The sequence below is a fragment of the Thalassobaculum sp. OXR-137 genome, assembly GCF_034377285.1.
Classification (GTDB): Bacteria; Pseudomonadota; Alphaproteobacteria; order Thalassobaculales; family Thalassobaculaceae; genus Thalassobaculum.
In genome coordinates this window covers 5,272,406-5,291,570 of record NZ_CP139715.1, presented here as the reverse complement: position 1 = coordinate 5,291,570, position 19,165 = coordinate 5,272,406, and the positions used below count along the sequence as shown (strand labels likewise).

The following is a 19,165-nucleotide window of genomic DNA, read 5'->3' as shown; positions in this document are numbered from 1 at the left end:
ACCGTCGATGGTCAATCTCGGCCTGTTCATGATGCCGCTGCACCCGCCGGCGCGCGATCTGACCACCGTGATCGAGGAGAACCGCGAGCTCGTCCTGCTGGGCGACCGGCTCGGCTTCTCCGAGGCCTGGATGGGCGAGCACTACACCTCCACCGGCGAGCCGATCCCCTCGCCGCTGATCTTCAACGCCTCGCTGATCGCCGAGACCAAACAGATCAAGTTCGGTACCGGCGTCGTCTCCCTGCCGCAGCAGCATCCGGTGGTGGTCGCCTGCCACGCGGCCCTGTTCGACCATCTCTCCAAGGGCCGCTTCCTGTTCGGCATCGGTTCCGGCGGGCTGTCGAGCGACTGGGAGGTGTTCGGCAATCTCGACGGCCGCAAGCGCGCCATGGCGATGATCGAGTCCATCGACCTGATCATGAAGATCTGGACCGAGGACCCGCCCTTCACCCACGAGGGCGAGCACGTCCGGACCTCGCTGACCGACCGGATCCTGCCGGAGATGGGCATCGGCCGCTTCATCAGGCCCTACCAGCAGCCGCATCCGCCGATCGCGGTATCGGTGCGCGGCGCCAATTCGATGACCGCGAATTTCGCCGGCCAGCGCGGCTGGTGTCTGCTGTCCGGGAACTTCGTCCCGGCCGCCGACATCGCCACCCACTGGCCGTCCTATGTCGCCGGGGCCGAGCAGGCGGGACGCCGGCCGGACCCATCGGTCTGGCGGGTCGGCCGCAGCGTGCTGATCACCGACAGCGATGCCGAGGCGCAGGAGATCCTTGACGATCCCGAGGGCACCTTCACCTGGTACTACACCTACCTGAACGCCCAGGGGAAACTCGCGGGCGGGGATTTCAACACCGATATCGACTGGGCTGCCGCCAAGGCCGAAGCCATGGTCAAGGCCAAGGACCTGGTGATCGCCGGCACCGCCTCCACCGTGCTCGACCGGCTGATCGCCTTCCGCGATCAGGTCGGCGATTTCGGCACCCTCATGCTGACCGGCCACGACATGGAGGGTGCGCTGCCCCTGTGGCGCCGGTCCTTCACCACCCTGGCCGAGAGCGTCTGGCCGAAACTCTCCGCCTATATGGCCGACAAACGGATGTCGGCCGCCGCCGAGTAGCCACCACCGAGTAAACCGACCGAACAGGATCTCCCATGCCCGACAGTGCCGCCGAAGAGCGTCTCACCAACTCGCCGATCGAAGCCGCCTATCGCGAGAAGACGCCGGGTTCGGCGGCCCTGGCAGCCGAGGCGCGCGAGCTGTTCCCCAGCGGGATCACCCACGACGCCCGGTACCTGAAGCCCTACGGCCTCTATGTCGACAGGGCGTCCGGGCCGATCAAATGGGATGTGGACGGCAACGACTATGTCGACTTCTTCGGCGGTCACGGGGCGCTGCTGCTCGGTCATGCCGATCCGCGGGTGACGGCTGCCACCCAGGAGGCGGTCGCCGAAAGCACCCAGTTCGCCGCCGGCCAGCGCCGGGAGATCGCCTGGGCCAAGGCGGTAAAACGGCTCTATCCGGCGGTGGAGCGGGTGCGCTTCACCTCGTCGGGGACCGAGGCGACCCTGATGGGGCTGCGGCTCGCCCGCGACTTCACCGGCAGGAACAAGATCATCCGCTTCCGCACCCATTTCCACGGCTGGCATGACCACATGACCCACGGGGTCGCCTCGCATTTCGACGGGCGTTCGACCCCCGGCGTGCTGGGCGGCGTCACCAATGCGGTGGTGCTGGTCGATCCCAACGAGCCGGAGCAGCTCAAGCGGGTTCTGGCCGAGGACAAGGACATCGCCGCCGCGATCATCGAGCCGATCGGCGGCAGCACCGGCTACACGCCGCTGGCGCCCGGCTTCCTGGCGATGCTGCGCGAGGAGACGGAAAAGCACGGTGTGCTGCTGATCCTGGACGAGGTGGTCACCGGCTTCCGCGTGGCACCCGGTGGGGCGACGGAGGCTTTCGGGATCACCCCCGATCTGACCTCCTGGGCGAAGATCCTGGCCGGCGGCATGCCGGGCGGCGCCATCGGCGGCCGCCAGGATATCCTGGACGCCCTGGATTTCGACGCCGCCGCCGCGAAGGGCCGCGACAAGATCGGCCATCCCGGCACCTTCAACGCCAACCCGGTCTCCGCCGCCGCCGGCACCGCCGCGCTGACGATCATCGCCGAGGGCGATGCCTGTGCGAAGGCGAACGAGACCGGTGCCGCCCTGCGCGCGGCGCTGAACCGGGTGATCGCCGACAAGGGCGTGCCCTGGGCGGTCTACGGCGACTTCTCGATCTTCCACCTGTTCGTCCAGGACGGCCACCCCGTGGCGGATCCGTTCGCCTTCGATCCGCTGGCGCTGCCGTCGGTGGCGATGAAGGACCGGCCCAAGGAGCTGATACGCCTGCTGCGTCTGGCGATGCTGGTGAACGGCGTCGACCTCAACCCGGCCTGCGGCGGTCTGGTCTCCGCCACCCACGGCACGGCCGAGGTTGAACGGGCCGCCGAGGCGCTGTCCGCCTCCATCGACATGCTGCGCCGCGCCGGCCAGATCTGATGGCGCCTAGATGACCCTCGCCTCCGGGAGCGGCGATGGGGCCGGCCGGGCGTCCGGTCCGCTGTCCCTCATCGCCGACCCCACCTTCCGAAAGCTCTGGACCATCGGCGTGCTGATGGGCGCGATGCGCTGGCTGGAAATGCTGGCGGTCGGCGTGTGGGCCTATGCGGAGACCGGGTCGGCGGTGATGACTGCCGTGATGACCATGCTGCGGATGGCGCCGATGGCCCTGTTCGGCTCGGTCACCGGGGTCATCGCCGACCGGCTCGACCGCAAGCTGCTGCTGATCGGCTCGCTGTCGCTGATGGCGGCGACGGCCGGCCTGCTGGCGCTGTCCGCCTGGGCCGGGACGCTGACCCTGTGGCAGGTCGGGATCGGTGCCTTTCTGTCGGGGCTCGGCTGGTCGACGGATTTCCCGGTGCGCCGCACCATCCTGGGCGAGTCGGTCGGGACCGCGCGGCTGGGGGCGGCGATGGCCATGGACAGCGCGTCGAACAACGCCACCCGCATGGTCGGGCCGATCGCCGGCGGCGGGCTCTACGCCACCATCGGAATGCAGGGAATTTTCACTGTTTCCGGCACGATCTTCGCAATCTCGGTGCTCTTGGCGGTGCTGGTCGTCTACCGCCCGGCGGCGAAGGAGCCGCGGCCCTTCGCGCTGTTCTCGGAGATCCGCGACGGCTTCGCCTATCTGCGCCGCTCCCGCGCCCTGGTCGGCCATCTCGGCGTGACCGTGATCGTCAATCTCTTCGCCTTCCCCTACGCCGCCATGATCCCGGTGGTCGGCAAGGAGACCTTCGGCGCCGATGCGGTCTGGACCGGGCTGATGCTCTCGGTCGAGGGAGCGGGCGCCTTCGCCGGGGCGATGACCGTCGCCTTCCTCGCCGCACCGGAGCGGTTCCGGCGGATCTATCTGTTGGGGTCGTGCCTGTTCATCTTCTGCGTCTTCTTGTTCTCTCTGCAGACTGACTATGGGGTCGCCCTGGCGGTTCTGGTCGTAGGCGGGGTCGGGATCTCCGGATTCGCCTCCATGCAGAGTGCGATCATGTTCTCCGAAGCCCCGCCGGAGATCCGCTCCCGGCTGATGGGCATCCTGTCGGTCTGCATCGGCGCCGGGCCCCTCGGCGTGTTGCATGTGGGCTGGCTGGCCGACTGGCTGGGCGGGTCCATGGCGCTGACGGTGATCTCGCTGGAGGGGCTGGCGGCGATGGCGCTGCTGGTCTTCTTCGTACCGGAGTTGAGGCGTTGACTTCCGTCTCCGGTCTCGCTTCGATCGGCCCATGAACAGCTCTCCTGCGGCAGATCCCGCCGCCGAACTCGCCCGTATCGAAGCCCTGTCCCGCGTGATCCGCACCCCCTGCGGATCCGGCAGCATGGTGTGGCGCGAATGGGGGCAGGGGGAACCGCTGATCCTGCTGCATGGCGGCTTCGGGTCGTGGAACCACTGGGTCCGCAATGTCGAGTTCCTGGCGCAGCACTACCGGGTCATCGCCGCCGACATGCCGGGGCAGGGCGACAGCGACGACCCGGACCATCCCTACGATGCCGACAGCCTGGCCGCCATTGTGGCCGACGGCGTGCGCCAGGTGGTGCCGGGCGACGACCCGCTGCGGATGATGTGCTTCTCCTTCGGCTCGATCATCGGCGGCGTGGTCGCCTCGACCCTGGGCGATCGGGTGCTGAGCTATACCGGCGTCGGGGCCGCCGGGATGGGCGACCGGGGGCCGGCGACCCGACAGATGATCCGCATCACGCCCGACATGCCGGAAGAGGAGCAGACCCGCCTGCGCCGGCACAATCTCGGCATCCTGATGTTCGCCGACGAGGGCAAGATCGACGCGCTCGCCGACCACATCCAGGAGGTCAACATGGCGCGCAACCGCATCCGCTCGCGCCCGATCTCGCTGAGCGACCGGCTGGCCCGGACGTTCCCGCTGATCAAGGGGCGGATCAACCTGATCTGGGGCAGCGAGGACGTCACCGCGGTCGGCTTCTTCGAACCGCGCCATGCCGCCCTGAAGGCAATCCAGCCCGAGGCCGGCATCGTCATGCGCGACGGTGTGGGCCACTGGGTGCAATACGAGGACGCTGACTGGTTCAACCCGGTGGCGCTCGACGTCATCGGCCGGACCTGAACGCAACAAGGGCGGCTCGAGAGCCGCCCCTGTCGTTTGCGGTGTCCGTTCGGATCAGCCGATCAGGCCGCCATCCTCGCGCTTGATGGCGATGACGCAGGAGCGTGGGACCGAGCCCTCTCCGCCGGGGAAGCTGCTGCCACCCTTCTCGCCCGGATGCTGGACGCCGACGAAGACCGTGCGGCGGTCGGCGCTCCAGGTGATGCCGGTGATCTCGCACTCCTTCGGGCCGACCAGGAAGCGGCGGATCTCGCCGGTCTCCGGATCGCCGATCAGCATCTGGTTGTTGCCCATGCCGGCGAAGTCGCCCTCGTTCTTGTAGCTGCCGTCCGTCTGGATCCAGAGCAGGCCGGTGCTGTCGAAGGCGAGGCCGTCGGGCGAGTTGAACATGTTGTCGGCGGTCACGTTGGCCGAGCCGGCGTAGGCGTCCTTATGGACGGTCGGGTTGCCGGCCAGCACGAACAGGTTCCAGGTGAAACCGGCGGCGGTGTGGTCCCCGCCCTCCGGCATCCAGCGGACGATCTGGCCGTAGTTGTTCTTCTCGCGCGGGTTCGGACCGTTGGCCGGGGTCGCGTCGCCGCCGGCATTCGGCTTCACGCCGCGGTTCTTGTTGTTGGTCAGGCAGCAGTAGACTTCGGCCTTCTTCGGATTGGCCGAGACCCATTCCGGCCGGTCCATCGTGGTCGCACCCACCGCCGAGGCGGCCTGGCGGGTGTGGATGGAGATCTCCGCCTGCGACGCCATGCCGGTGGTCTGCGGCGTCAGGGCCAGCCACTCGCCGGTGCCGTCGTCGTTGAATTTCGCGACGAACAGGGAGCCGGACTCCAGCAGACCGGAATTGTCGCCGCCCAGCGTGTAGGTGCCGTCGGAGACGAACTTGTAAAGGAACTCGCCGCGCTCATCGTCGCCCATATAGACGACCGCGTGGCCGGAACGGTCGATCACCAGCTCGGCGTTCTCATGCTTGAAGCGGCCGAGGGCGGTGCGCTTCTTCGGAGTGGCGGTCGGGTCGAACGGGTCGATCTCGACGATGTAGCCGTTGCGGTTCGGCTCGTTCGGGTTCTTGGAGATGTCGAACCGCGCGTCGGCCATGGCCCAGGCATAGCCCCAGTCCTCGGTCTTCACGCCGTAGCGGGCGAGCTCCTTGCTCGGCTTGTACTCGGGATCGGAGGAGGAGAAGTAGCCGTTGAAGTTCTCCTCGCAGGTCAGATAGGTGCCCCAGGGCGTGCGGCCGTTGCCGCAGTTGTTCCAGGTGCCGAGCGCGGTGGTGCCTTCGGGATCGGCGGCGGTCTTCAGCAGGTCGTGACCGCGGGCCGGGCCGGTGATCTCCATCGGCGTGTCGGCGGTGATGCGGCGGTTGAACGGGCTGTCCTTGACGACGCTCCATCCACCATCGGCCTCTTTCACCTCGAAGATCGAGACGCCATGGGCCGCCTTGCCCTTGCGCACGTCGTCGGCATCGACCGGCTTGCCGTCGGGACGGTTGCCGTAGGTGTGCTCCAGGTTGGTGTATTCGTTGTTCACCGCGAGGATGCTGCGTGCGCCGTCGGTGAACAGCGCCATGCCGTCATTGTTGTCGCCGAAGGCCCGCTCCTGGCTGGCGCCGGTGCCGCGGGTCTGCGGATCGAAGGCGGCGGCGTCGGACCACAGCGGATCGCCCCAGGCGGTCAGGACCTGCCAGCGGTAGCCCTTCGGCACGGTGACGGTGTCGAGGGTATTCGCGGCCACCGGCTCGAAGCCGAGACGCGAGGCGGCGCGGGCCGGGGTGAGGGCCGACGTGCCCATCAGGAAGGCCGCACCGCCCATCAGGGCGAGGCCGCCCAGGAAGCCGCGGCGCGACATGGCGCGCTCGACCACGGCGTCGAAATCGGTGGTGGCCGGCGGCGGCGACTGCAGCTCGTCCCAGTCGTCGAAGCTGAGGCGATCGGCGGCGGCGGAGCGATCGGTATCTTGCGTGTGATCCATGGGTATGTCTCCCTAAGGCCGGTAACGGCGGCCTGCCTGCAGGACCGGGATGGTCCGGGCCGGTGTCGAAGCGAGACGCGTCTGGTCGCGCGTCTTTGTCGCCGCACTGGATACCGGCGGTCCGTGACGGTTTCGTTGCGCCGGCCTTACAGGATTACGAATTCGGCCGCCGCGCGCCGCGGCGCCTTGGGGAGACACGATGAAGCTGCTGATGTTGCCCGGCGACGGGATCGGTCCCGAGATCTCGGACGTTGTCGCGAGCGTGCTGGACCGGCTGGAAACGGTCTTCCGTCTGGGGCTCGAGATCGAGATGGGCCGGGTCGGGCAGGAAGGCCTCAAGCAGGACGGCATTACCGTCAGCGACGAGACCTTCGCCCGGTCCACCGCGGTGGACGGCGTGATCCTCGGGCCAGTGGACACGGCCGCCTATCCGCCGCCGGCCGAAGGCGGGCTGAACCCTTCGGCCGAGTTCCGCAAGCGGCTCGACCTCTACGCCAATATCCGTCCCTCGCGCACCCGCGCCGGCGTGCCGTCCCTGGCGAAGTCCATGGATCTGGTGATCACGCGGGAGAACACGGAAGGCTTCTATGCCGACCGCACCATGCATATCGGCTCCGGCGAGTTCATGCCGACCCCAGATCTGGCGCTGGCCGTGCGCAAGATCACCCGCCAGGGCTCCGAGCGGATCGGCCGGACCGCGGCGGCGCTGGCGGCGGGGCGACGCAAGAAGCTGACCATCGTCACCAAGTCCAACGTGCTGAAGCTGTCCGACGGCCTGTTCCGAAACGCGGTGAAGGCGGCGGCCCTGGATGAGGGCGGGCTGGAGGTGGAAGAGGTGCTGGTCGACGCCATGGCCTCGCTGCTGGTGCGCGAGCCGGAGCGGTTCGACGTGATCTGCACCACCAACATGTTCGGCGACATCCTGTCGAACCAGGCGTCGGAACTGGCGGGCGGGCTCGGCGTCGCCGGCTCGCTGAACGCCGGCGACAAATACGCCATCGCCCAGGCGGCCCACGGCACCGCGCCCGACATCGCCGGCAAAGGCATTGCCAACCCGACCTCCCTGGTGCTGTCGACCGCCATGCTGATCGGCTGGATCGCCCGCAACACCGGCGACGACACGGCCCTGCGCGCGGCCATGGCGCTGGAAGAGGCGGTGGATACCGCGGTCGCCAAGCCGGCCGGCCGGACCGTCGATCTCGGCGGTACCGCCTCGACCAAGGAGGCCGGCAAGGCGATCGCCGACGCGCTCGGAGCAGTAGGGTGAGCGATCCGGTTCTGTCGACCAGGGACGGCGCCGTCCTGCGGCTGTCCCTGAACCGGGCGGAGCGCAGCAACGCGCTGGGCCCGGATATCGTCGAGGCGCTGCTGACGGCGGTAGAGGCCGCACCCGCTGACGGCGTGCGCCTGATCGTCCTGGCGGGCGAGGGCAAGCATTTCTGCGCCGGTTTCGATCTCAGCGACCTGGACGCGCTGAGCGACGGCGACCTGCTGCTGCGGCTGGTGCGGATCGAGACGCTGCTGCAGGCGGTGTATCACGCGCCGGTGCCGACCCTGGCGGTGGTGCGCGGGGCGGCGATGGGTGCCGGCGCCGATCTGGTCGCCGCCTGCCGGCGCCGGATCGTCGTGGGCAGCGGACGCTTCGCCTTTCCGGGCGCCGGCTTCGGCATCGCGCTCGGCACCCGGCGGCTGGCCGGACGGGTCGGCTCGGACAAGGCGCTGGAGATCGTCGCCGGCGGCCGCCGTCTCGATCAGGACGAGGCGCTGGCGCTCGGCCTGATCGATGCGGTGATCGACGAGGATGCGGTTGCCGGCGAGATCGAGGCCTATGGAGCCATGGCGACGCGCCTGGAAAGCGGCATCCTGGCACGGGTGGCGGACCTCACCCTGGAAGACGGACGGGCGCGGGACATGGCGGCGCTCGTCGCCTCCGCCGCGCGGCCGGGCCTCAAGGATCGGGTCCGGCAGTACCAGGAGGAGGTCAAGCGCGCCCGCGACGCACGAGGGAGGTAATGATGAAGATGGTGACATTGCCGGGCGGCGAGAGCGTCCCGGCCCTGGGGCTCGGCACCTGGCATATGGGCGAGCGCGGCTCCGACAGGAAAGCGGAGGCCGATGCGCTCCGCCTCGGCATCGATCTCGGCATGACCCTGATCGACACCGCCGAGATGTATGCCTCGGGCGGCTCGGAGGAGGTGGTGGGCGACGCCATCGCCGGCCGGCGCGACGGGCTGTTCATCGTCTCCAAGGTCCTGCCCTACAACGCCGACCATACCGGGACGGTCGAGGCCTGCGAGACCAGCCTGCGGCGCATGGGGATCGAGACCATCGACCTCTACCTGCTGCACTGGCCCGGCTCCTCGCCGCTGGAGGAGACGTTCGGCGCCTTCGAACAGCTCCAGCGCGAGGGCAAGATCCGCCATTGGGGCGTCAGCAATTTCGACACCGGCGAGATGGAGGACGTGCATGACGCCGGGAACGGGGCCTGTGCCACCAACCAGATCCTCTACAACCTCACCCGCCGCGGCCCGGAATTCGACCTGCTGCCCTGGTGCGACCGCAAGGGCATGCCGGTCATGGCCTACTCGCCGCTGGAGCAGGGTCGGCTCGGCGGTCACAAGGCGCTGCAGCCGGTCGCCCAGAAGCACGGCGTGTCCGACCTGACCATTGCTCTTGCCTGGGTGCTGCGGCGCGACGGCGTGATCGCCATTCCCAAGGCGGCGCGGCCGGAGCATGTGCGCGCCAACGCGGCCGCGTTGGATGTCGCGCTCGACGCGGACGACCTGGCGGCCCTCGATGCGGCTTTTCCGCCGCCGAAGGCGAAGAAGCACCTGGAGATCCTCTGACCCTGCCCGGTTAACCGGACGATCAATCCGGGTATCGGACAGACGCCGGATCTCATGTAGACTGCGCGCAGTTTTACGACCCTTCGAAGAAATCGAGAGTTGGACATATGCGCAGACGCCTGATGACGACCGCCGCCGTACTGGCCATCGGACTGGTTGCAACGCCCTTCGCCGTTCAGGCGCAGCAGATCAAGGGGCGGCCAAGCGTGACGTCGGGCGATACCCTGTCGATCGGGCGCGACACCGTCCGCCTGTCGGGGATCGATGCGCCGGAAGTGGATCAATACTGCGAGAACGAGTTCGGCCGGCCCTATCAGTGCGGCATTCAGGCGATGGACGCGCTGCGCGAGTTGGTCGGCCGCAACGACGTGGTCTGCGTCAAGGAAGGTGCTGACGAGGACGGCCGGATGGTCGGCACCTGCTATTCCGGCGATATGAACCTGAACACCCGCATGGTGCGCACCGGGTGGGCGGTCGCTCTTCCGGAGGAGCGCCCGGACTACGCTCCGCTCGAGAAGATGGCGAAGAGCGAGAAGGTCGGGATCTGGGGTCTCAAATTCGAGCACCCGGCCGAGTGGCGCAAGCAGAACCAATAGCCGTCGGGCGCCGCCGCTCCAACCTATTCAAGAGAGAGCATATTCACGCGATCAGATGTGTCCATCTGATCGTGATGTGCTCTAGGAGCATTTGAACGGGAACCAGGCATAGGTGAAAGCGCTGGCGTCGCGCGGCGACTGGAACCAGAAGATCGGCGCCGACCCGCGCACCACCTCGACCCGCCACGGCTCCTCGCAATGGTCGGCACACCAGTCGCGGCGCAGGATCATGTTCTGGTCCGCGTAGGCCTTCTCTTCGGGAAAGCCGCCGGACCGGGAATCCCGCCCGGAGGGAAAGCGCACCGGATGCCAGGTCCGGCGCATTTCCTCCAACCCGTCGGTGATCTGGTGGAATTTGCCGTTCTGGTCGGCTGCGGCGACGATCCCCGTCGCTGCCGGCGAGCCGTCCGCCGCGGCAAACGGGTCGAGGCGGACCTGCCGCAGCGTCATGCGGACGGCAAGCGCGATCAGCCCGGCGAAGACAACGAGCGGGATCAGGAATTTCATCGCCGCACTCCCTGGCTGGGCCGCCCCTCGACCGGGACCGCGCATCACGCTAGCGGAGCCCGCGCGCCCCGGCAATCGCGGCGACCCTGGGCGCCCGATCGATGGGCGCTTTCGGTTCACAAATAGACGCGGCCGGTTAACGATAAATAGGGAATCATTAAAATCAAATTCACTTGCGCGACTCGGTCGAATCATTAACTCTGATTTACGGTTGGTGATGATGAGCGTCTTTAATGGACGCCTCTGGGTGGCGCATGGCGAAGCCAGATTCGGATCGCAAAGCTTTGGAGATATTGGCCGACGCAGTCGATCGCACCGTCGGTACCGGGTTCGTGCATGCAGCGGTCGTCAAAGCCGCCAACACGCTGGCCGACATCGACCGCCGGCATGCGGGCAAGGCGTTCGGTATGCTGAACCCGCGCGAGACCCGCAAGGTGCACTCCACCGCCATCGAATCGGCCGAACTCTTCCGCCAGTTCGGGGATATTGACGATCCGGTCACCGACCTGCCGCCCGATCCCCGCCTGTCCAACATCCGCTCCCGGTCGTCCAAGCTCGGCACCGGCTGATCCGGGGCCACCATGGCCGCACACGCGATTTCCCCGGTTCGTGATTTCCGTTGAAGGCATCGGGTGACGCATTGTTCGGCCATGTCTGACCCGCGCATCTTACTGTCGCTGCTTGCCGCCCTGTTGATGTTCTCGACAGCCGCCCTGGCCGGAAACGCCTGGGAGAAGGCGTGGCCGAGGACCGACTTCTCACAGCATTCGGTGCCGCTGAACGAGATCGCGTCCGGTGGACCGGGCCGGGACGACATCCCCCCGATCGACCGGCCGGTCTTCGCCGACGTCACCACCGGGTTCGCCGGGGTGGCGCCGACCGAGCCCGTCGTCTCCGTCGCCATCGCCGGCGACGCCCGCGCGTATCCGCTGCGCATCCTGATCTGGCACGAGATCGTCAACGACACGGTCGGCGGCGTTCCGGTGGCGGTCACCTACTGCCCGCTGTGCAATACCGCCATCGTGTTCGACCGGCGGGTGGAGGGGCGACCGCTCGATTTCGGCACCACCGGCAACATCCGCAATTCCGGGCTGATCATGTACGACCGGCAGACCGAAAGCTGGTGGCAGCAGTATACCGGCGAGGGGATCGTCGGCGCGATGACCGGTGAACAGCTCCGCTCGGTCCCGGCGCGCCTGGAGAGTGCGGAGCGCTTCGCCGAACGCCATGCCGGCGGCAAGGTGCTGATCCCCAACGACCCCGAGGCCCGGCCCTACGGCATCAACCCCTACAAGGGCTACGACACCATGCCGGTGCCGTTCCTCTATGACGGCGACATGCCGAAGGGGCTGGACCCGATGGCGCGGGTCGTAGTGATCGGCGACATGGCCTGGAGCCTCGCCATGCTACGCGAGAAGGGCTGGTGGAGCGACGGCGATCTGATGATCACGTGGGAGCCCGGTCAGAACTCGGCACTGGACACCCGAAAGATCGCCGAGGGACGCGATATCGGCAATGTGGTCGTCACCCGCGACGGCACCGACGTGACCCACGAGATCACCTTCGCCTTCGTGTTCCACGCCTTCCGGCCGGACGGCAAGATCGTCTACTGAGCGGCGTCGCTGCGCGCGGCCCGGCGGGAGACGCCGAGGAACGCCACGCCGAGGGCGGCCAACGCCGCCGAGGCGAGGAAGGTCGCCGAATAGCTGCCGGTGACCTGGAACAGCATCGAGAACACCACCGGCCCGAACAGGACGCCGGAGAAGGTGATGAACAGCACTCCGCCGGTCGCGTGGCCGATGGATCCCGGCGGGCTCAGCCGGGCGGCCTCGCTGGCGAAGACGCCGTTCCAGCCGACGGCGACCAGACCGAAGACGAAGAAGAACGCGAAGACGGCGATCTGCGGCCAGGCGGCCTCGATCTGCGAGGCGGTGAGGCTGGCCACGGCCATGGCGCTGCCGATGATGATCAGGACCGCGGTGCTGGAACGCAGCCGGTCGGCGATCACGCCCCAACTCACGCGGCCGATCACGCCGGCGACCTGGACGCAGGACAGGGCCACGCCGGCACTCACCAGGGTCCACCCCACCTCGTCCACCAGCAACGTGACGGCGAAGGACATGAGCGAGAGCTGGACGGCGGCGAAGCACAGGCCGGTGAAGGCGAAGAACCGCAGCGCGCGGGACCGCAGGATGAGCTTCAGCCCGGAGAACGGATCGCGGATCACCGAGGCTTCGCGCTGCCGGTTGGCGTCGAACCGGGCGCGCAGCGGCTGCATGGCGGCGAACAGCACCAGACCCAAGGCGCCCACGACCATCATGGTCGGCTGCCAGCCGACCGCCAGGGTGAGGGACGGCGCCACCAGGCTGGCCAGGACCCCGCCCAGGGGCACGCCGGTGAAGCGGACAGAGAAGACCAGGTTGCGGTTGGACGGCGTGACCACCCGGTTCAGCAGGTCCATGGCCGGCGGGTTCATCATGCCGTAGCCGAAACCGGTGGCGATCGAGCCGACCACCATCAGCTCCAGATGCCCGCTCATCAGGATAAGGTGTCCGATCGCCAGCATGCCGAGGCTGCATTGACTGGTCCGCCAGGCGCCGAAGCGCTGGACGAAGCCGCCGACCAGCAGGCTCGATGTCATCGCGCCGATATAAGCCAGGGTGAACTGGTAGCCGACCAGGGAGGGGGAGATGCCGAGATCGGCGGCCACCGCCGGGGCGATCGCGGGGATCCAGAGCACCGACATGCTGGCGAGGGTCATCACCATCGTGGTGAAGAACACCACGACCAGAAGATCGCGCAGTTTCGGCTTGTTCTCGGATGGGGTCGCGGTGGTCTGGGCCATGAAGGGCACTAAACAGCGGCAATCACCGCTCGGGTAGTGCAATTCACGCAAAAGCGAAAATGCCGAATGCTTCGGTCGTCTCACGCAGGAGGGCCAGATCGCGCCGATAGGCCATTCCGCGCCGGCCCGTCCCGATCTAGCATCGAGGCCATGACGAAGATCGCGCATGAGGGCTATCGCCCCACCCTGTTCGAGCGGCTTGCCGCGGCCCCGCATCCGTCGGTGTCGTTCCAGTCGTCGTTCTGGCACGCCACCGCACCCGCCGCTCCGCAAAGTGGTCCGCTGGACGGGGAGGTGGAGACCGATGTCGCGGTCGTCGGCGGCGGCTATCTGGGCTTCTCCACGGCGCTGCATCTGGCGGAGGCCGGGGTCGAGGTGGCCGTGCTGGAAGCGGACGAACCCGGCTTTGGGGCGTCGGGGCGCAACACCGGCTTCGTGGTGCCGAACCTGCTCACCGGGCTCGACCCGACGGTGATGGCGAACGCGCTCGGCCCGGAATACGGCCGCCAAGTCTGCGACATGATCGGTCAGGGCGGCGAGCTGGTGTTCGAGCTGATCCGGCGCCACGGCATCGACTGCGAAGCGCGGCAGAGCGGTTGGATCCAGCCGATCCATACCCCGGAGAAGCGGGCCTGGCTGGAGGACCGGGTGGTCCAATGGCAGAAGCTCGGCCGGCCGGTGCGGGCCCTGTCCCGCGACGAGGCGGTCTACGAGACCGGCAGCGACGTTTATCACGGCGCCTTCCTCGACCCGACCGGCGGGCATCTGAACCCGCTGGCCTATTGCCGCGGTCTGGCCGCCGCGGCGGTGACGGCCGGCGCGACCCTGTTTACCGGCTCCCGCGCTCGCAAGATCGAGCGTCAGGGCGACCGCTGGCGGGTGTCGACCGATGGCGGCACGGTGATCGCCAAGCGGCTGCTGCTGACCACGAACTCCACCGGCGGCGGCCTGGCCCCCCAGGCCGAGGCCACCCAGTTCCCGATCACCCTGTTCCAGATGGCGACCCAGCCGCTGGATCCCGCTCTGCGCGAGGCCGTGCTGCCGAACGACCGGGCATCCGCCGATACCCGCAAGGAGCTGATCGCCTATCGCTGGACCTGGGACAACCGGATCGTCACCGGCGGCCTGCTGGCCTCGCCCTTCGGGTCGGCCGAGCGGGCGCAGGTCTATCATCTGGCCCGGTTGAGCGAGATGCTGCCGCAACTGCCGCCGATGCAATCCGCCTATGCCTGGCAGGGGCGGCTGGCGGCGGCGCGGGACTTCATGCCGCGGCTGATGACGCTGGGCTCCGGCGAGGGCGACCAGGGCTGGTCGGCCATCGCCTGCAACGGCCGGGGCATGGCGATGACGACGGCGCTCGGCCGCCGGATCGCCCTGTGGCTCGCCGGCGGCTCGAACGAGGGACTGCCGATTCCCATCACCAAGGCCGATCCCGTGGCCTTCCCGGCACTGGCCTCCATGGCGTTTTCCGTCTGGCTACCGTGGAACCGCCGCACCGACCGCCTGGAACTCAAGCGCGCGAAGTAGCCAGGTGCGACAAGCGGTCAGGCAACCGTAAGCGCGCCCAGCTCCCCGTAGCTCCGGATCGACCGCAGCCGGCTGAAGGCGGCCGCGGCGAAGGACAGGCCGTAGATCGCGGCGATGAAGACCAGGGCGGTGCGCGGCGAGCTGTGGGCGATCAGGAAGCCCGCGCAGAGGGCGCCGAGCGGGCGCACGCCGTAGATCGACGTCTGGATCACCGCATTGACCCGTCCCAGCATGTCGCGCGGGCTCACGAGCTGGCGCACGGAGTTCTGGGCGATCATCCACATGGACGGCCCGAACCCCAGCAGGAAGAACCCCGCATAGATCGGCAGCGGCGAGCTGCCCGGCGACACCGTCAGCAGCAGCAGGACGGCCGGCACCGAACTGCCCGGCCCGAACAGCAGGACGAGGCTCGGCCGCACGCGCCCGGCATAGCGGGCGGCGAGGCTGGACCCGGCGAAGGCGGCGAGCCCGAAGGCCGCCATGGCGATGCCGAAGACCCCGGCCTCCATGGCGAAGACGTCGGTGATCAGCGGCACCATGGTCACCAGAAGGGCGGAGAAGGCGAAGTTCCAGAACAGCGCGCAGCCGGAGATCGCCAGCAGCAGATCGTTCGACAGGACGAAAGCGCCGCCCTCGACGATCCGGCGCAGGGGGCTCTGCCCGTGCGGCCGTCCGGGCTCGTAATCCGGCAGGCCGCTGACCGCCGCCAGGGCGACCGCGCCGCCGGCGACGGCGGCGGCGAAGATCCAGTCGACGGTGCCCACCGTCACCACCGCACCCAGGGCCAGCGGGACCGCGAAGGAAGCGGCCGCCCGCGGCATCTCGATCCGCGCGTTCGCCTGGGCGAGGGCTCCGGCCGGGACGCTGCGCGGCACGATGGACAGGATCGTCAGGACGAAGAGCACGATGCCGAAGCCGGCGACGGTCACGCAGGCGCCGAAGCCGATCAGGTTGCCGGCGGCGACGCTGACGGCGGTTCCTGCGAAGCCGAGCAGGGAGATCAGCACGGCGGCCAGGGCGACCCGCCGAGGCGCGCCGCGGTCGACAATGAGGCCGGCCGGGATCGAGCCGAGCAGGTGGGCGAGAGACTGGCAGGCGACGAGAACGCCGATCACCTCGGCGGATGCGCCGAACGCGAGGGCGGCGGCGAGCGGGACGCCGACGAGGGCGATCTGGTCGGCCAGATGCATACCGCATCCGGCGATCTGAAGACGGGTTACGACGGACACGTACTGATCTCCGAGGTTGTTTCGGCGATCAGTAATCGGCGGGCGGGAACCCGGCTATCCGAGGCTTGCGGTGCTATCCCCGCATGCCGGTGCGGCAAACGCCTGCGCTGCGGCCCGCCCGAGACGCGGAAGGCTGGGGCGGACCGTTTCGGCTCAGATCGCGAGCTGGATCATGAGCCAGGCGGTGGCGGCGATGGCGGCTGCCATCATCGTTCCGACCACCAGGGTATCGGTGAATTGAGCGTGGGCGGCTCTGGCCGTCAGGGCAGCCCGGCAGTGGCAGCGGCGGATACGGTCGTTCATGGCATCCTCCCTTTGGGCGGGGTCACGGCGTCAACACCGTCTGGTCACCCAGCTCATCTTCTCTATCATGGTCCACTCTACTGATTAGTAAAGCTCACTCCCGAAAAGGGCAGAAACATGGCGGCATGGCGACAGCTTCCGACGACGGGCGAGACGTTTCTCGACCACCTTGGCCACTTCGTTCCGGACATGGAGGCGGCCCACGAGGAGCTGACCCGGCTCGGATTCAAGCAGACCCCCTACGTCCTGCATGCCTTCACCGACGCGGCCGGGCAGCGCCAGCCGATGGGAACGGCCAACCGGTGCGTCATGCTGCGGGAAGGCTATCTGGAAGTGCTCACGGTCACCGACGGCTCGACGCCGACCGGCTCCCGCACCCAGCGTCAGCTCGACCGCTATACCGGCGTTCACATCGTCGCGATGACCGACCCGGACGCCATGGCCCGGCGCGCGCGGCAGGCGGCGGCCGGCTTTCATCCGCAGGAGCCGACCCCGCTCAAGCGTCCGGTGCCCATCCTGGCCGAGGACGGCACGGAGACCGGGGCAGGCGATGCGGCCTTCACCGTCATCAAGAACCCCGAGGAGGACATGCCCGAGGGCCGGGTCCAGGTGTTGAGCCACCACACCGAGGATCTGGTGTGGCAGGAGTTCTGGATGCGTCACGACAACGGGATCGTCGCCCTGCGCGACGTCATCATCGTGCCGAAGGATCTCGGCGAGGCGGAGGAGCGCTACGCCCGCTTCACCGAGGTTTCGCCGCAGCGGCTCGGCGACGGTCTGATCCGCTATCCGCTGGCGCGCGGCGGCATCCTGCTGGCCACGCCTGACCGGGCGGCGGCGCTCCTGCCGGGGGCGACGGTGCCGCCGGCACCGGGCGTGGCCGGCTACGCGCTGCTGTCCGACGATCTGGCAGCAACGCGGAGCTTCCTCGAAGGGCGTGGGTTCACCCCGAAGGACACCGAGTGGCCGGGCGTGCTGTCCCTGGTGCTTCCAGGCTCGCTTGGCGGGTGCTGGCTGGTGGCGGAGAACGAGTCGGCGCTGCCCTGGAACGGCTGAGGGCAGCTCGCCGACCCTTCGACACGCCCCCCCCGGACCGGGCTGAACAACCGGGTCCGCGGGGCTGCTCTGGGCGGGGGCATTGCAGTCTCAAAGAGGTCGTTGGACTTCCAGCATTGCCCTCGCCCTAGCAGGAGCGCAGCAACGTGTCGAAGGGCGGCCGCGTGCTTCCCGACGCTCAGCTTTTCGCCGGTCGGGCCCCGTGGCTCTTCTGCGGCGTGCCGGGGTTCAGGGAGACGTGCGTGTGCACGCCCTTCCAAGGCGCGTCGATGGCGGAGCGGGCGAAGGCGACGGTGCCGCGGCCCGGCCGGTCGAACCGCGATCCGTCGGCCGCGATGCCGGTGGAGGAGAAGGCGATGATCCCGATGGCGAACCGCCGGTCGGGCGAAACCCCGACCTTCAACGTCTCCAGCCGCCAACGGAAATCCTCGATGGTCGGCCAGACGTTGCGCCACTGGTTCGTGGCCAGCGCCTCCAGGCCCTCGACCACGTCCATATGCGTCCCGAAGCTCGCGATGTTGTCGGCGAACAGGTCCATCGCCGGAGCGAAATCCACGGCGGCGACCTGATCGCTCCAGGTCGCGAACCAGTGCGCGATCGCCGCCCGATCCTCTTCGGGTACGTCCCAGGTGAAGGTCATCCGCCCATGCCTCATCGCTGTGAAACAGGCACAAAGAGTGACCCGGCCCGGCTTGCGGCGGAACCCGTCTCGTGATTCGTCAGACCAGTCCGACCGTCGGATCGTCCGACTTCAGGCGCAGGTTCTCCGCCAGGAAATAGCAGGAGATCGCGATATCCATGTCGAGGGAGACAACCTTGATGATGGCGTTCACCGTATCGGAGGAGGCCAGCGACCCGGCGTAATGGTGGATCGCCAGGGTCGTCAGATCGCACAGCACCCGGTTGTAGCCCGACAGATACAGGTGGAGCGGCAGGCCGATGGCATGGTGGACCAGGCCGATGCGGACCGCCGACGAGATATACTCGCGATCGAATTCGGCGGAAAACAGGCGCTGCCAATGCTGGGACTGCCGCGTCTTCAGGACGTTGATATCGCTGTTCACGAAGAATTTCCGGGTCTGCGGAAACTGCGTCATGTGGCGATAGAAGTCCGAGAGGATCGCGTACATTTCCTCCGCGATGGTCGGCTGAAACGCCTGGAGCCGCTCGCGGGTGTAGTCGTCGATCGAGTCCAGCCGCAGCCGGGACTGGACGTTCTGGAAGATCCGGTTCGTGACCATCTGATGGAGTTCCGGGTCGAACCGTCGCCGGCGCGACGAGCCACCGTTCAGGTCGCTGTCGGAAATGGGAGACATGACGGGCGCGGGTCTTTCGTGGTGTCGGGAAAACGAAGGGCGGAAAATGTCGCGCGTCCCCCGCACCCTATGAGGTGGGTCGCTGGGGTATTGCGCTACGGGCACAGACAGGGTCCGGCGGTCGAAAGCGGCCACTTTGAGGTGGGCCTATGGATCGAGTGTCATGAACTCTAACATCGATGGGTAAAGAGCGGGTAAATCCGCGGAGGGATTATGCCGTGGCGGCAGAACTGACTGCGCCAATGGCTTCAGAAAGCGCAGTTTTAGGGCAAACGGCTGCGCTGTCAAAGCAA

19 protein-coding genes are annotated in these 19,165 nt (G+C 68.1%); 12 read left to right on the top strand and 7 right to left on the bottom strand.

Annotated elements, in window-relative coordinates:
• The first annotated feature begins 7 nt into the window (after positions 1–7).
• The 4 genes from T8K17_RS24495 to T8K17_RS24480 are packed head-to-tail and all read left to right on the top strand — an operon-like array spanning position 8 to position 4,682.
• The gene (locus tag T8K17_RS24495) at positions 8–1,123 is read left to right on the top strand and encodes an LLM class flavin-dependent oxidoreductase (protein ID WP_322332341.1); all 1,116 of its coding nucleotides are present in this window, start codon (positions 8–10) and stop codon (positions 1,121–1,123) included.
• Between the two features lie 35 nt (positions 1,124–1,158).
• Entirely contained in the window at positions 1,159–2,547 is a 1,389-nt protein-coding gene (locus tag T8K17_RS24490) for an aspartate aminotransferase family protein (RefSeq protein ID WP_322332340.1), read from the top strand.
• Positions 2,548–2,557: 10 nt separating this feature from the next.
• A complete protein-coding gene (locus tag T8K17_RS24485; protein ID WP_322332339.1) occupies positions 2,558–3,796 on the top strand; it encodes an MFS transporter in 1,239 nt (412 codons plus the stop codon).
• Positions 3,797–3,827: 31 nt separating this feature from the next.
• A complete protein-coding gene (locus T8K17_RS24480) occupies positions 3,828–4,682 on the top strand; it encodes an alpha/beta fold hydrolase (protein ID WP_322332338.1) in 855 nt (284 codons plus the stop codon).
• Between the two features lie 54 nt (positions 4,683–4,736).
• Here the strand turns inward: T8K17_RS24480 and T8K17_RS24475 are convergent, their stop codons facing one another.
• On the bottom strand, positions 4,737–6,647 hold the full coding sequence (locus tag T8K17_RS24475; protein WP_322332337.1) for a PhoX family phosphatase: 1,911 nt from the start codon (positions 6,645–6,647) through the stop codon (positions 4,737–4,739).
• Positions 6,648–6,846: 199 nt separating this feature from the next.
• Between T8K17_RS24475 and T8K17_RS24470 the strand changes: the two genes are divergently transcribed.
• From T8K17_RS24470 to T8K17_RS24455, 4 genes are all read left to right on the top strand, one after another.
• Positions 6,847–7,914 carry an isocitrate/isopropylmalate dehydrogenase family protein gene (locus T8K17_RS24470; protein WP_322332336.1) on the top strand — a complete coding sequence of 356 codons (1,068 nt, stop codon included), beginning with the start codon at positions 6,847–6,849 and terminating at the stop codon, positions 7,912–7,914.
• Positions 7,911–8,660 carry an enoyl-CoA hydratase/isomerase family protein gene (locus tag T8K17_RS24465; RefSeq protein ID WP_322332335.1) on the top strand — a complete coding sequence of 250 codons (750 nt, stop codon included), beginning with the start codon at positions 7,911–7,913 and terminating at the stop codon, positions 8,658–8,660. Before T8K17_RS24470 ends, T8K17_RS24465 begins: the two co-directional genes overlap by 4 nt.
• A gap of 2 nt (positions 8,661–8,662) precedes the next feature.
• Positions 8,663–9,493, top strand: a complete 831-nt coding sequence (locus T8K17_RS24460) for an aldo/keto reductase (RefSeq protein WP_322332334.1) — start codon at positions 8,663–8,665, stop codon at positions 9,491–9,493.
• A 107-nt stretch (positions 9,494–9,600) separates the two neighbouring features.
• The gene (locus tag T8K17_RS24455) at positions 9,601–10,089 is read left to right on the top strand and encodes a thermonuclease family protein (protein WP_322332333.1); all 489 of its coding nucleotides are present in this window, start codon (positions 9,601–9,603) and stop codon (positions 10,087–10,089) included.
• A gap of 81 nt (positions 10,090–10,170) precedes the next feature.
• Here T8K17_RS24455 and T8K17_RS24450 read toward each other — a convergent pair whose 3' ends face one another.
• Complete coding sequence (locus tag T8K17_RS24450) at positions 10,171–10,596, bottom strand: hypothetical protein (RefSeq protein WP_322332332.1); 426 nt, start codon at positions 10,594–10,596, stop codon at positions 10,171–10,173.
• Positions 10,597–10,889: 293 nt separating this feature from the next.
• Here T8K17_RS24450 and T8K17_RS24445 point away from each other — a divergent pair, with 293 nt between their 5' ends.
• Both T8K17_RS24445 and T8K17_RS24440 read left to right on the top strand, forming a co-directional pair.
• Complete coding sequence (locus tag T8K17_RS24445) at positions 10,890–11,165, top strand: hypothetical protein (RefSeq protein WP_322332331.1); 276 nt, start codon at positions 10,890–10,892, stop codon at positions 11,163–11,165.
• 81 nt (positions 11,166–11,246) lie between these two features.
• Positions 11,247–12,209: a DUF3179 domain-containing protein gene (locus T8K17_RS24440; protein WP_322332330.1), complete on the top strand. Its 963-nt coding sequence runs from the start codon at positions 11,247–11,249 to the stop codon at positions 12,207–12,209.
• On the opposite strand, the gene T8K17_RS24435 is transcribed toward T8K17_RS24440, so the two are convergent.
• Entirely contained in the window at positions 12,203–13,441 is a 1,239-nt protein-coding gene (locus T8K17_RS24435) for an MFS transporter (RefSeq protein ID WP_322332329.1), read from the bottom strand. The genes T8K17_RS24440 and T8K17_RS24435 overlap by 7 nt on opposite strands.
• 150 nt (positions 13,442–13,591) lie before the next feature.
• Here T8K17_RS24435 and T8K17_RS24430 point away from each other — a divergent pair, with 150 nt between their 5' ends.
• The gene (locus T8K17_RS24430) at positions 13,592–14,968 is read left to right on the top strand and encodes an FAD-binding oxidoreductase (RefSeq protein ID WP_322332328.1); all 1,377 of its coding nucleotides are present in this window, start codon (positions 13,592–13,594) and stop codon (positions 14,966–14,968) included.
• Between the two features lie 17 nt (positions 14,969–14,985).
• On the opposite strand, the gene T8K17_RS24425 is transcribed toward T8K17_RS24430, so the two are convergent.
• Both T8K17_RS24425 and T8K17_RS24420 read right to left on the bottom strand, forming a co-directional pair.
• A complete protein-coding gene (locus T8K17_RS24425) occupies positions 14,986–16,197 on the bottom strand; it encodes an MFS transporter (protein WP_322332327.1) in 1,212 nt (403 codons plus the stop codon).
• A gap of 153 nt (positions 16,198–16,350) precedes the next feature.
• Positions 16,351–16,500, bottom strand: coding sequence for a hypothetical protein (locus tag T8K17_RS24420; protein ID WP_322332326.1), 150 nt, complete (start codon positions 16,498–16,500; stop codon positions 16,351–16,353).
• 117 nt (positions 16,501–16,617) lie between these two features.
• Here T8K17_RS24420 and T8K17_RS24415 point away from each other — a divergent pair, with 117 nt between their 5' ends.
• Positions 16,618–17,556 (top strand): VOC family protein, encoded by a 939-nt coding sequence (locus T8K17_RS24415; protein WP_322332325.1) that lies wholly within the window; start codon positions 16,618–16,620, stop codon positions 17,554–17,556.
• Between the two features lie 178 nt (positions 17,557–17,734).
• Here the strand turns inward: T8K17_RS24415 and T8K17_RS24410 are convergent, their stop codons facing one another.
• On the bottom strand, positions 17,735–18,196 hold the full coding sequence (locus T8K17_RS24410; RefSeq protein WP_322332324.1) for a YybH family protein: 462 nt from the start codon (positions 18,194–18,196) through the stop codon (positions 17,735–17,737).
• 79 nt (positions 18,197–18,275) lie between these two features.
• Positions 18,276–18,872 (bottom strand): protoglobin domain-containing protein, encoded by a 597-nt coding sequence (locus T8K17_RS24405; RefSeq protein WP_322332323.1) that lies wholly within the window; start codon positions 18,870–18,872, stop codon positions 18,276–18,278.
• Between the last annotated feature and the right edge of the window lie 293 nt (positions 18,873–19,165).

What these genes read in the sequence shown, in the direction of transcription:
- T8K17_RS24440 (WP_322332330.1), top strand. Translation starts at nt 11,247, where the DNA reads ATGTCTGACCCGCGCATCTTACTGTCGCTGCTTGCCGCCCTGTTGATG.
- T8K17_RS24455 (WP_322332333.1), top strand. Translation starts at nt 9,601, where the DNA reads ATGCGCAGACGCCTGATGACGACCGCCGCCGTACTGGCCATCGGACTG.
- T8K17_RS24475 (WP_322332337.1), bottom strand. Translation starts at nt 6,647, where the DNA reads ATGGATCACACGCAAGATACCGATCGCTCCGCCGCCGCCGATCGCCTC.
- T8K17_RS24485 (WP_322332339.1), top strand. Translation starts at nt 2,558, where the DNA reads ATGACCCTCGCCTCCGGGAGCGGCGATGGGGCCGGCCGGGCGTCCGGT.
- T8K17_RS24450 (WP_322332332.1), bottom strand. Translation starts at nt 10,596, where the DNA reads ATGAAATTCCTGATCCCGCTCGTTGTCTTCGCCGGGCTGATCGCGCTT.
- T8K17_RS24405 (WP_322332323.1), bottom strand. Translation starts at nt 18,872, where the DNA reads ATGTCTCCCATTTCCGACAGCGACCTGAACGGTGGCTCGTCGCGCCGG.
- T8K17_RS24420 (WP_322332326.1), bottom strand. Translation starts at nt 16,500, where the DNA reads ATGAACGACCGTATCCGCCGCTGCCACTGCCGGGCTGCCCTGACGGCC.
- T8K17_RS24470 (WP_322332336.1), top strand. Translation starts at nt 6,847, where the DNA reads ATGAAGCTGCTGATGTTGCCCGGCGACGGGATCGGTCCCGAGATCTCG.
- T8K17_RS24410 (WP_322332324.1), bottom strand. Translation starts at nt 18,196, where the DNA reads ATGACCTTCACCTGGGACGTACCCGAAGAGGATCGGGCGGCGATCGCG.
- T8K17_RS24415 (WP_322332325.1), top strand. Translation starts at nt 16,618, where the DNA reads ATGGCGGCATGGCGACAGCTTCCGACGACGGGCGAGACGTTTCTCGAC.
- T8K17_RS24430 (WP_322332328.1), top strand. Translation starts at nt 13,592, where the DNA reads ATGACGAAGATCGCGCATGAGGGCTATCGCCCCACCCTGTTCGAGCGG.
- T8K17_RS24495 (WP_322332341.1), top strand. Translation starts at nt 8, where the DNA reads ATGGTCAATCTCGGCCTGTTCATGATGCCGCTGCACCCGCCGGCGCGC.
- T8K17_RS24435 (WP_322332329.1), bottom strand. Translation starts at nt 13,441, where the DNA reads ATGGCCCAGACCACCGCGACCCCATCCGAGAACAAGCCGAAACTGCGC.
- T8K17_RS24480 (WP_322332338.1), top strand. Translation starts at nt 3,828, where the DNA reads ATGAACAGCTCTCCTGCGGCAGATCCCGCCGCCGAACTCGCCCGTATC.
- T8K17_RS24460 (WP_322332334.1), top strand. Translation starts at nt 8,663, where the DNA reads ATGAAGATGGTGACATTGCCGGGCGGCGAGAGCGTCCCGGCCCTGGGG.
- T8K17_RS24490 (WP_322332340.1), top strand. Translation starts at nt 1,159, where the DNA reads ATGCCCGACAGTGCCGCCGAAGAGCGTCTCACCAACTCGCCGATCGAA.